We start from the raw sequence: 11,202 nt of genomic DNA, 5'->3' as shown, positions 1-11,202 counted from the left end.
TCGCCGACGAGCCCACCGGCAACCTCGACACCAAACGCAGCGTCGAGATCATGAACCTGATGCAGGACCTCAACCGCGAGTCCGGGCTGACCATCGTAATGGTCACACATGAGGAGGACATGGCCGCCTATGCCTCCCGCCTCGTCGTCTTCACCGATGGCCGCGTCGTGCGCGACGAGAAGATGCACGAAGGAGCGCTGTGATGCTTTGGGAAACCATCCGCCTCGCGCTGACCGCGATCATCCGCAACGCGCTTCGGTCCTTTCTCACCGTGCTGGGCGTGGTGATCGGGGTTGCCGCCGTCATCGCGATGGTGACCGTCGGACAAGGCTCCTCCGAACAGGTCTCTGCCAATGTGGAATCGCTCGGCACGAATGTGCTGGTCCTGCGCTCGGGGGCGCGGATGATGGGGCCCGGATCGCGCGATACCGCCCCGCCCTTCAAGCTTTCGGATGCAGACGCGCTGGAGGACCTGAGCAGCCTCTCGGCCGTCGCGCCTGTCGTCTCGACCGCAGCCACGGCGGTCTTCGGCAACAACAATCGCACGACATCGATCACCGGCACGACGTCGCCCTATCTCGAGATCGGAGGCTGGACGATCGCGCTCGGGCGCAGCTTCACCCCGGCGGAGGACCGCAGCGGCGCCAATCTTTGCATCATCGGCGAGACCGTGCGGACAACCCTGTTCGGCGCGACCGATCCGACCGGCGAGAAGATCCGCATCAAGTCGATCTCCTGCGAGGTGATCGGCGTGCTGAAGTCCAAGGGCGCCGGGTCCTTCGGGCAGGATCAGGACGACCTCGTGCTGATGCCGGTCCGAACGGTGCAAAGGCGGCTGATGGGCAGTCAGGACGTCTCTTCGATTTCGCTTCAGGTGGCCCGAACGGCCTCTGTCGAGCGGGCGACCTCCGATATCGAGGCCCTGATGCGCGAGCGCCGCCGCATCGCCATCGGCGAAGACGACGACTTCTCGGTCTTCGACATGGCCGAGCTGAGTTCGATGCTGAATTCGGTCAATTCGGTTCTTACCGGCCTGCTCTCCTCCGTCGCGGCGGTCAGCCTGCTCGTGGGCGGGATCGGCATCATGAACATCATGCTCGTCTCGGTGACCGAGCGCACCCGCGAGATCGGCATCCGCCTCTCGGTCGGCGCGCAGGCGCATCAGGTTTTGATGCAGTTTCTGGTCGAGGCGGTGGTGCTGTCGGTTCTGGGCGGGATCATCGGGATTCTCTTCGGCCTCGGCCTCGCCTATGTCGCGGCGCAGATCATGGCGATCCCCTTCTCGCCCAGCCTGAACGTCATCGCCCTCGCCTTCGGCTTCTCCGCGGTGGTGGGGATGGTCTTCGGCTACTTTCCTGCGCGGCGGGCGGCACGGCTCGATCCGATTGACGCCCTGCATTATCAGTAGATGTCAGGCACAAAAAAGCCCCCTGCCACGGAGGACAGGGGGCTTCGGGATCATGTATCGTCGAAGATGATCAGGCGTTGTTGTCGACCACGACGATCAGATTGCCTTCGGCGTTGATATACGCGGCAGCGACATCCTCGGGCGTGTAGTCGGTGCCATCGAAGACGCTGGACGGAAGCTGGCTGTAATCGGCATCCACGTCAGCGCCCATTGCGTTCTCGAGAGCCGCGGAGCCGTTCTCGGCGCCTTCGCCCTTCAGATCGGACAGAGCGACGATCTTGGCTTCGCCATCGGTTCCCACTTCATAATCGGCGAACTGGTCGGTGGACGCAGCGCCATTGGCCTGAAGGTCCGCGACGAGCTGACCATAGGTCTTCACCGACCCATCTTGGCCCATTCCACCATTCGAGCCCGCAGTCGTTGCGGCGTCCGTCGATGCGCCCATATCCGCGCTTGCGCCGACATCAGCGCCTGCAGCCTGCGCCGAGACCGATGCGCCAGCGTCCGTTCCGGTGGAGACGTCAGCCTGAGCCAGGGCCGCAACGGGCGCGGCAGTGGCCAGAATACCTGCGAGAGCGATCGACTTGATGGTGTAGGTCATAGTGTTCTCCTTGCATTTCATGCGCCGACCGTCAGCCGGCAGACAGAGAACACTGCAGAAAGATCACCGTTCCTGAGCGCGAGCAGGCTCGGAAAAACTCTGCTCAAACGTCGAAAATCGTGAGCGCGATAATGCCAAGGAACAAAGCGACGGGCTCTTGGGCCGGAACACGGAGTTATGTCAGAGATTCGAACCACGTTCGAACCTGCGCGAGACCGTCGGTGGCACAGGTTGGAAAGCTGGAGGAAACCGAAACGCAGCCTGACGCGCCAGCTTCTTTCACGTGGAATGCGCGGGGTCGCGGTGCGGAAAAGCTCCCCCTTAGCCGGGACAGCTTTCGCCGCTGGCGCAGGTATTCAGTGCGTCCAGTTCGCGCGGCGGTCGGTCGCGAAGTTCTCGCCATAGCCGCGGGCACGGACATTCGGGGCGCGCTTATGCGGCTCCGTCACGACGTAATCTATGCCCTTTTCCTTGGCATAGGCTTCGGCGGCCTCGCGGGTCTCGAAGCGCAGCCGCACTTGGGCCTGCGTGTCGTTGGAGCTGGTCCAGCCCATCAGCGGGTCGATCTCACGCGCGTCGGAGGCGACATAGTCGAGATACCAGAACCGCGTCTTCGCGGTGCCCGATTGCATGGCGTTGCGGGCGGGTTGGTAGATGCGCGCGCGCATGGGCAAACTCCTCTGCGATACCTCTCGCTTTTCTTAGTGCATCTGAGCCAAATCGCAAGCCCCGGAGCGCAAAGCCGAAAGAGGCGAGGCGATTGTGCATGACATGCCGGACCCTTCGATGACGCCGCCGCCCTCCCTGCCCGAAGGATACCGAAAGCACCGGTAAGATGAGGAACTGCCGACCGGCTGGGGAGCAAGGGGTGGGGGGTGGTGCGCCGGCCGGCAGTCTGATGCTGCTTGCAAAAGGCAAGATGCGCGCGCCCCGCCGCGAATTCAAGCCAAACAGAGACGCAAGCCACTGTTAAATATAGACAATTCGAAACTCCGCGTTAAGCCTTCCGTAACGCCCTTCGCAAACCCTTGAATGCGAACGAAAAGAGGACAACTTTGGGGGGCAAGCAAAAGGTCTGCGCGATGCCTCACAACAATACCAATCTGCCCTCCGAACGCCCCGACGTGCTCACCCGCCCCAAGCTGGAAGGCGGCAAGCGGTTCGTGATGCAGACTCAGTTCAACCCGGCTGGCGACCAGCCGACCGCGATCGCGGAGCTATCCTCCGGCGTCGAGGCGCAGGAACGCGATCAGGTGCTGCTGGGCGCGACGGGTACGGGCAAGACCTTCACCATGGCCAAGGTGATCGAGGAAACCCAACGCCCCGCGATCATCCTCGCGCCGAACAAGACGCTGGCCGCGCAGCTCTACGGTGAGTTCAAGAGCTTCTTCCCCGACAACTCGGTGGAATATTTCGTCTCCTATTATGACTACTACCAGCCCGAAGCCTATGTGCCGCGCTCGGACACCTATATCGAGAAGGAATCGCAGATCAACGAGCAGATCGACCGGATGCGTCACTCTGCCACCCGGGCGCTTCTGGAGCGTGATGACGTGATCATCGTCGCCTCGGTCTCGTGCATCTACGGTATCGGCTCGGTCGAGACCTATTCGGCGATGACGCAGGACCTCAAGACCGGCGATCTGATCGAACAGCGCAAGTTCATCAACGAACTGGTGGCCCAGCAATACAAGCGCCTCGATGCGGCCTTCCAGCGTGGCGCCTTCCGCGTGAAGGGCGACACGGTCGATCTGTGGCCCGCCCACTTGGAGGACCGCGCCTGGCGCTTCTCCTTCTTCGGCGAAGAGCTGGAGGCAATCACCGAATTCGACCCGCTGACCGGGGCGAAGACCGACAGCTTCGATCAGATCCGCATCTATGCGAACAGCCACTACGTCACGCCGCGCCCGACCCTGCAGCAAGCGGCGAAGGGCATCCGCAAGGAGCTCGCGCTCCGGCTGAAGCAGCTGGAAGAGGAAGGCAAGCTGCTGGAGGCGCAGCGCCTTGAACAGCGCACCAATTTCGATCTGGAGATGCTGGAGGCGACCGGCGTCTGCAACGGGATCGAGAACTACTCGCGCTATCTCACGGGCCGCGCGCCCGGCGAGCCGCCGCCCACCCTTTTCGAGTTCATCCCCGACAACGCGATCGTCTTCGCCGATGAGAGCCACGTCACCGTGCCGCAGATCGGCGGCATGTATCGCGGGGACTATCGGCGCAAATTCACGCTGGCCGAACACGGGTTCCGCCTGCCGTCCTGCATGGATAACCGCCCGCTCAAATTCGAGGAATGGGACGCGATGCGCCCGCAATCGGTCTTCGTCTCGGCCACCCCCGCCGCGTGGGAGCTGGAACAGACCGGCGGCGTCTTCACCGAACAGGTCATTCGCCCGACCGGCCTTCTGGACCCGGTCGTGGAGATCCGCCCGGTCGAGACGCAGGTCGACGATGTGCTCGATGAAATCCGCACCGTCGCGGCGCGCGGCTATCGCACACTCGTCACCACGCTGACCAAACGCATGGCCGAGGATCTGACCGAATACCTGCACGAGCAGGGCGTTCGCGTGCGCTACATGCACTCCGACATCGACACGATCGAGCGGATCGAAATCCTGCGCGACCTGCGCTTGGGCGCCTTCGACGTGCTGATCGGGATCAACCTCTTGCGCGAGGGTTTGGACATTCCCGAATGTGGGCTTGTCGCGATCCTCGATGCCGACAAGGAAGGCTTCCTGCGTTCGGAAACCTCGCTGATCCAGACCATCGGTCGCGCCGCGCGGAACTCCGAGGGGCGGGTCATCATGTATGCCGACAGGATCACCGGCTCGATGCAGCGCGCGATGGATGAGACCGACCGCCGCCGCGCCAAGCAGATCGCCTATAATGAGGAACACGGTATCACGCCCGAGACGATCAAGAAGAATGTCGATGACGTTCTGGCCGGTCTCTATCAAGGCGACACCGACATGTCGCGCGTCACCGCCAAGGTCGATGCGGTCAAACCCGGCGCGAACCTGCAGGCGCATCTCGACGACATGCGCGCGAAAATGCGCAAGGCCGCCGAGGATCTGGAATTCGAGGAAGCCGCCCGCCTGCGCGACGAGGTGAAGCGCCTGGAGGCGGTGGACCTGGCCGTCCACGACGACCCGCTCGCGCGGCAATCGGCGGTTGAGGCCGCGAGCGAGGCGGCAGTCAAGGCGCAGGGCCGGTCGACGGCAGGACGGCCGGGTCAGCGCGGGGGTGTGAAGCGGAAGAAGGGTCGGTGAGGCGCGCCCGGTACATTGCCCTGAGCGCCTGGCTCGGTGTGATGACCGGACCGGCGCACGCCCAAATCCTTACTTGCGCCGCCCCACCCTTCGATAAGCCTCCCGAAATCGCAGCGCTCGTCACACAGCTGCGTCCCGCCCTCGACCGCTGGCCGAGCCTGCATGTCGCGCTCTTTCAAGACGCTGGCGAGCTGTGTCTCGCCGACACGCTGCACGATGCGCGGGGATATTTCGAGCCGCGCTCCTCCCGGCTCGTGATCGCCACCGACATGGGACCCGCCCTGCAAAAGGCAGTTCTGATCCATGAATTGCGCCATCTGGAGCAGAAATTCCACGGCTCCTGTCCCGATCCGAACCTGTCGATGAAGGAAAATGCCCGCGCGATCTTCGCGATGGAGGCGGACGCGACGACCTTCAGCCTCGCTGTGGCTTGGGATCTGCGCGAAGCCGGGATGCCCGACGCCTGGGACGCGCTTGCAGGATGGCCGATGCAGGACGATATCGCCGCAGCCTTCGAGACAGAAATGGGCCGCTCGGGCGACCTTATCAGCGCGGCCAGCGCCGCTTTCACCCAGTGGTACGCGAAAGATGCACGACGCGAGCTATACTACCTCGCGTCGTGCAGCGATTATCTCGAGTCCCGTGACCGGGAACACAGGATGCTCAGCTATGATCGGCTTTCCAGCAGCTTCTTCGACGCGCTTTGCCGGCTACCCGATGGCGAGGCCTACCCTTGCACAGAACCCGACAAATAGTGATCAGCCACCGCTGACCGTCAGGCCCAGCAGCCGCCATTGCTGCATCCCGCCACGATAGTAATAGATCTTCTCCGCCGGGAAACCGGCTTCGATCATGCGGCGGGCGGCAGTGGGTGACTGGCCGCACCACGGGCCGTTGCAGTAAAGCGCGACCGATTTCACGTCCTCGCCATCGCAGATGAAGCCCTCGAAATCGGGCTGACAGCCAAGCTCGCCCAGACGGTCGGGGGCTTCCATATAGGGAATATTAATCGCACCGGGGATCGCGCCGCCCTCGAAGTCGCGGGTCACCCGCCCGTCGACGACCACCACGTTGGGATCCTTGAGAAATTCCATCATCTCCAGCTCCCCCACCGGGGTCACGCCGGGGGCCGGGATCATCGGCTGGATGCAGAAGCTCGGACAGGGGCGCGAGGTCTTGGCCCAATCGCCTTCCAGCTTGTTCTCGTTATCCTGAATCCGCTTGATCTCGACCGGCCCCTTGGCAGTGTCGACCGTGACGGACATGACGTCGGGGCGAATATTGACTGGCTCCGCGAAAGCGGGCGCGGCAGAAAGCAGCGCGGCAAAAAGAATGAAACGCATGTTAACCTCCCTTTTTCGTGATCATAACACGACTGCCAGCCTTGTCGCCGGCAGTGTGGACCTTTAGCTCAACGAAATGAGAGCGATTTTGATCCTTGGTGCAGCGGTTTGGGCAGATGGCCTCCCCTCACCCAGCTTGCAGCGGCGCACCCGTCATGCGGCGGCGCTCTGGCACGAAGGCGCGGCGGAGCAAGTGATCTGTTGCGGGGGTGTCGGGCGGCATCCGCCGAGCGAGGCGGAGGTGATGTCCCGGATCTTGCGCGCGGAAGGCGTGGAGGCCGAGGCGATCTCTCTCGAAGATCGCTCGACCAGCACTTACGAGAATATCGGCTTCGCCCGGGCGCATCTGGAGAGCGACGAGGTGATCATCGTCACCGATCCCTATCACGCGCCGCGCGCGGTGATGATCGCGCGGCAGATGGGGCTGCGGGCGCGCGCGGACTGCCCGCCGCATCGGGCGAGCGCGAAGGCCCGCGCCCGCGAAGGGTTCGCCTACCTGAAGCTGGGATGGTGGCTGGTGCGCGGCGGGCCTTTGCCCTGAGGCGCGGCCCGCGTCAGTCGAGGATCATCTTGCCGATGACCAGCACAATAACCGCACCGACAAGCGCGATGGCAATGATCGCAAGCAGACCGCCCGCCGCAAGCACCGCCCCGCCCAGAAGGGCCACGATAAAGGGGGTGACGAGGGCGCCGACCACACCGATCGCCAGATAGGCGGCCTTGTGACGCCCGCCCGAGACGACGCTCGCGATCCAGCCCGCCAGAAGACCTGCGAGCACGAGAAAGATCAGGCCGACCGTGCCGATTGCTTGCAGAACGCTTTCCATGATGTCACTCTGATATGTCTTTTCACAACAACGCGAAGAGCGCCCGGAAGTTCCCTCTCCACGCGACCATTTCGGCAGCGCAGCAACGCCCCCGTCTGCCCGTCAGAAATCGGCGGAAACCTCGTACATCACCGGCTCGAAATTGCGGCACAGCGTGTAGATCACGCGGTTGCGCTCGATCATCTCGGGGCTGCGCAGCATCGCCTGATAGTCGCCCCGCTCGTTCCATTTCGAATAGGTCGCGATCCGCGTGCGCGCGTCGTTCATATGCAGGCCCGCGCCGATGAAACCGGGCGCTTTCGAGATCACCTCGGAATAGGCGGCTTGCAGCTTCTCCATCAACTCGTCGGCTGTGGCGGGCGTCATCTCGAAGGTGCAGATCACGGTCTGGCCTTTGAAATCGCTGGTAATCTCGGTCATGGGCGGTCCTCCTCGGCATCATGCTCGCACAGAAGCGCGCAGAAATCACCGCTCTTTTGCGGACCTGCGTCAGAGTGGCAGAAGCGCCAGCGCCGGGATCGCCACGATCAGCGCGATGCGGATCAGATCGGCGCCCACGAACCAGCTCACCGCGCCTCATCCTCAGAACGAATGTTTCTCGATCAAGGCACGGGCGGAGCTCAGCAACGTCTCACCCGGCACACCGTTTTCTTCCATCTCGGCAACCCATGCGTCGATCACCGGCTGCGAGGCGTCTTTCCAGATCGACGTATCCTCGGCCGGGATCGTGATGATCTCATTGCCCAGATCCATCGCGGCCTGACGCGAGGGGATATCCTCGGCCTGCTGCAGATGTCCCGCCTGCGCCGAGAACTCAACGCCCGAGACGCTGTCGATCGCGGCCTGCAGATCGGGGTCGAGCGCGGCGTATCGGTCCTTGTTCATCGCGAGAATGAAGCTCGCCGTGTAGATCGAGGGGCCAGCGAATTGCGTGTGATGATGGACCAGCTCGCCGATCCGCAGCGAGGCCGAGACCTCCCAAGGCAGGAGCGCCCCGTCGATCGTCCCGTGCGAGAGCGCCTCGGGCACAGCCGGGACCGGCATCTCGACAGCCGTCGCGCCGAAATGTTCAAGCAGCTTCGTCGTGACCCGCGACGGGCCACGCAGTTTCAGCCCTTCGAAATCGGGGATCGCGCGCACGGACTTGTTCGCGTGGATCACGCCCGGCCCGTGCACCCAGGTCCCCAGCAGGTGAATGTCGCGGAAATCCGTATCGACCATCTCCGCCTGCGCCAGCTCCCACAGCGCGGCAGACGCGGCCTCGGCCTCGGCGACCAGGAAGGGAAGCTCCATCACCTCGGTGCGCGGAAACCGCCCCGGCGTGTAGCCCGGCAGCGTCCAGACGATGTCGACAACCCCGTCAGTGACCTGATCGATAAGATCGGTCGGCTTCCCGCCAAGCTGCATCGAGGGGTAATGCTGGATGCGCACCCGGCCCTGCGACGCCTCTTCGACCGCCTTGATCCAAGGGGTGAGGATATGGGCGGGCACGAAGCTGGTCAGCGGCAGGAATTGATGCAGGCGCAGCGTGACCTCGGGCTCTGCGGCCAGCACAGGCGGCGCGGCCAAGGCGGCGGCACCGGCGGCAAGGGCGAAACTCTCACGGCGGGTAAATCTCTGGCTCATGCGGGTCTCCCTCTCACGCGGTCCAAAGCGGATTTACCCGGCGGATGCCCCCAACGTCCAGTTTTGCTTTTCGCGAGATGACGGACCTGTCGTGCGACGCCAGCAGCGGCACTCGACGCATGGCAAATCCGCTCCTTCCCGCAAAAGAAAAACCCGCGCCAAGCGCGGGTTTTTCCTGTCCCCGGAGCGTCAGGCCCTACCCCGTATCTCCGGAAATGAAAAAGGCCGGAACGCGTACGTCCGGCCCCTTCCAATTCGGTGTTACCCGAAATTAGTTGTTCGAGGCTGCGACAGCAACGCCGAGCAGCAGCAGAACCGGGATGATGATGCCGGCGTTCGAGGACGACGACTGCTCAACCACAACGGGCTCGGGCTCGACGACCGGAGCGGTGTAACCGCCAGCAAAAGCGGTCGAACCGGTGAGGCCGAGGGCCAGGGCGATGGTAGCGATCTTTTTCATAGTAATCTCCGTCATTACCGTAGGGAGCCGCCGGATTTTCTGGCAGCTTCCCGGCGAGACTTACACAGCTTCCCGGGATTGCAAAGAGTGAAATACACGGCCCATTCACGCAGAGGCGAAGACTGTTGCACTTTGGCACTTTTCTTGCATGAAATGCCCAGAATTCGTGTCTAACGCGGCACAGGCTACCATTCCGCGCTTCTGGAGCGACGCGGATTCTGAGAAGAATTACGAGAACTTGTCCGGAACCGGCTTGCAATTTCGCCGCCCGGGAATCAAGGCACCGACACAGCACAGGCAAGGACGAGAATATGAAAATCGCGATGATCGGCACGGGCTATGTTGGCCTTGTTTCGGGGGTGTGTTTCTCGGATTTCGGCCATGAGGTCGTTTGCGTCGACAAGAACCCCGCGAAGATCGAAATGCTCGAGGGCGGCCGCGTGCCGATCTACGAGCCGGGCCTCGACGAATTGATGGTGAAGAACGTCGAAGGCGGGCGCCTGACCTTCACCACCGATCTCAAGGCAGCGGTCGCAGGCGCCGATGCGGTCTTCATCGCGGTCGGCACGCCGACGCGGCGCGGCGACGGCCATGCGGATCTGACCTATGTGATGGCCGCCGCCGAGGAGATCGCCAACGCGATGACCGGCTATGCGGTGATCGTGACGAAATCGACCGTGCCGGTGGGCACGAACCGTCAGGTCGCGGAGGTCGTGCGCAAGACCCGCCCCGATATCGAGTTCGACGTGGCCTCGAACCCCGAATTCCTGCGCGAAGGCGCGGCGATCGACGATTTCATGCGGCCCGACCGGGTCGTCGTCGGCACCACCTCGGAGAAAGCCGAGGCCGTGATGGGCGAGATCTACCGCCCGCTCTTCCTGCGCGAATTCCCGATCCTCTATACCGATCTGGAAACCGCCGAGATGATCAAATACGCGGCCAACGCGTTCCTCGCGACGAAGATCACCTTCATCAACGAGATCGCGCGGCTCTGCGAGAAGACCGGCGCCGATATCAAGCAGGTCTCGCGCGGCATGGGGCTCGACGGCCGGATCGGCAACAAGTTCCTCCATGCCGGCCCGGGCTATGGCGGCTCGTGCTTCCCGAAGGACACGGCGGCGCTGGCGCGGATCGGTCAGGACTATTCCTGTCCGATGGAGATCGTCGAGACGGTCATCAAAGTGAATGACGACATCAAGCGCCGGATGATCGAGAAGGTCGTCGATCTCTGCGGCGGCTCGGTCAATGGCAAGACGATCGCGATCTATGGCGTGACCTTCAAGCCGAACACCGACGACATGCGCGAGGCCCCTGCACTCACCATCGTGCCGGCACTGGTGGGCGGCGGCGCGAAGATCCGCGTGGTCGACCCGCAGGGCAAGCGCGAGGGCGAAGCGCTGCTGCCGGGCGTGTCCTGGATGGATGACGCCTATGCGGCCGCGGAGAAGGCCGATTGCGTGGTGATCCTGACCGAGTGGAACGAGTTCCGCGCGCTCGATCTGCAGAAGATCGCCGCGACGATGGAGACCGCGCGCATGGCCGACCTGCGCAACATCTACTCCGAGAAGGACGTCAGGAAGGCGGGCTTCGCGGATTACGTCGCGGTCGGGCGGTAAATGACATAGGGCCATCGAAATCGATCCGGGCGGGGGCTCTGCCCCCCGTCGCCGG

General features: G+C 63.4%; 12 protein-coding genes and 1 pseudogene. 6 read left to right on the top strand and 7 right to left on the bottom strand.

All coding sequences use genetic code 11. The features are described from left to right. Together B3D39_RS03810 and B3D39_RS03805 are read left to right on the top strand one after the other, a co-directional pair. Positions 1-203: pseudogene (locus B3D39_RS03810) on the top strand (macrolide ABC transporter ATP-binding protein); the annotation flags it as partial. Beyond that, positions 203-1,408 (top strand): ABC transporter permease, encoded by a 1,206-nt coding sequence (locus B3D39_RS03805; protein ID WP_274963853.1) that lies wholly within the window; start codon positions 203-205, stop codon positions 1,406-1,408. The pseudogene B3D39_RS03810 and the gene B3D39_RS03805, both read left to right, overlap by 1 nt. A gap of 70 nt (positions 1,409-1,478) precedes the next feature. On the opposite strand, the gene B3D39_RS03800 is transcribed toward B3D39_RS03805, so the two are convergent. Together B3D39_RS03800 and B3D39_RS03795 are read right to left on the bottom strand one after the other, a co-directional pair. After that, positions 1,479-2,009: a hypothetical protein gene (locus B3D39_RS03800; protein ID WP_078548129.1), complete on the bottom strand. Its 531-nt coding sequence runs from the start codon at positions 2,007-2,009 to the stop codon at positions 1,479-1,481. Between the two features lie 356 nt (positions 2,010-2,365). Next, positions 2,366-2,677: an ETC complex I subunit gene (locus tag B3D39_RS03795; RefSeq protein WP_078520323.1), complete on the bottom strand. Its 312-nt coding sequence runs from the start codon at positions 2,675-2,677 to the stop codon at positions 2,366-2,368. Positions 2,678-3,091: 414 nt separating this feature from the next. Here B3D39_RS03795 and uvrB point away from each other — a divergent pair, with 414 nt between their 5' ends. After that, the gene (gene uvrB, locus B3D39_RS03790) at positions 3,092-5,275 is read left to right on the top strand and encodes an excinuclease ABC subunit UvrB (RefSeq protein ID WP_286789398.1); all 2,184 of its coding nucleotides are present in this window, start codon (positions 3,092-3,094) and stop codon (positions 5,273-5,275) included. A gap of 41 nt (positions 5,276-5,316) precedes the next feature. Continuing rightward, a complete protein-coding gene (locus B3D39_RS03785) occupies positions 5,317-6,030 on the top strand; it encodes a DUF6782 family putative metallopeptidase (RefSeq protein ID WP_274963860.1) in 714 nt (237 codons plus the stop codon). 3 nt (positions 6,031-6,033) lie between these two features. Here the strand turns inward: B3D39_RS03785 and B3D39_RS03780 are convergent, their stop codons facing one another. Further along, positions 6,034-6,618, bottom strand: a complete 585-nt coding sequence (locus B3D39_RS03780) for a rhodanese-like domain-containing protein (protein WP_274963859.1) — start codon at positions 6,616-6,618, stop codon at positions 6,034-6,036. Positions 6,619-6,694: 76 nt separating this feature from the next. Here B3D39_RS03780 and B3D39_RS03775 point away from each other — a divergent pair, with 76 nt between their 5' ends. Beyond that, the gene (locus B3D39_RS03775) at positions 6,695-7,159 is read left to right on the top strand and encodes a YdcF family protein (RefSeq protein WP_274963858.1); all 465 of its coding nucleotides are present in this window, start codon (positions 6,695-6,697) and stop codon (positions 7,157-7,159) included. Between the two features lie 13 nt (positions 7,160-7,172). Here B3D39_RS03775 and B3D39_RS03770 read toward each other — a convergent pair whose 3' ends face one another. The 4 genes from B3D39_RS03770 to B3D39_RS03755 form a co-directional block, all read right to left on the bottom strand. Continuing rightward, positions 7,173-7,445, bottom strand: coding sequence for a GlsB/YeaQ/YmgE family stress response membrane protein (locus B3D39_RS03770; protein WP_134330656.1), 273 nt, complete (start codon positions 7,443-7,445; stop codon positions 7,173-7,175). Between the two features lie 102 nt (positions 7,446-7,547). Next, the gene (locus B3D39_RS03765; RefSeq protein WP_098411692.1) at positions 7,548-7,865 is read right to left on the bottom strand and encodes an antibiotic biosynthesis monooxygenase family protein; all 318 of its coding nucleotides are present in this window, start codon (positions 7,863-7,865) and stop codon (positions 7,548-7,550) included. Between the two features lie 162 nt (positions 7,866-8,027). Continuing rightward, entirely contained in the window at positions 8,028-9,071 is a 1,044-nt protein-coding gene (locus tag B3D39_RS03760; RefSeq protein ID WP_274963857.1) for a TRAP transporter substrate-binding protein, read from the bottom strand. A 271-nt stretch (positions 9,072-9,342) separates the two neighbouring features. Continuing rightward, complete coding sequence (locus B3D39_RS03755) at positions 9,343-9,531, bottom strand: hypothetical protein (protein WP_172976163.1); 189 nt, start codon at positions 9,529-9,531, stop codon at positions 9,343-9,345. 311 nt (positions 9,532-9,842) lie between these two features. Here B3D39_RS03755 and B3D39_RS03750 point away from each other — a divergent pair, with 311 nt between their 5' ends. After that, on the top strand, positions 9,843-11,147 hold the full coding sequence (locus B3D39_RS03750; RefSeq protein WP_286789397.1) for a UDP-glucose dehydrogenase family protein: 1,305 nt from the start codon (positions 9,843-9,845) through the stop codon (positions 11,145-11,147). Positions 11,148-11,202: the final 55 nt, after the last annotated feature.

Origin of the sequence: Thioclava sp. UBA3469, from assembly GCF_002378135.1 — a bacterium.
Lineage (GTDB): Bacteria > Pseudomonadota > Alphaproteobacteria > Rhodobacterales > Rhodobacteraceae > Thioclava > Thioclava sediminum.
Note: the sequence above shows the minus strand (reverse complement) of the source record. Positions and strands in the feature narration are given on the sequence as shown.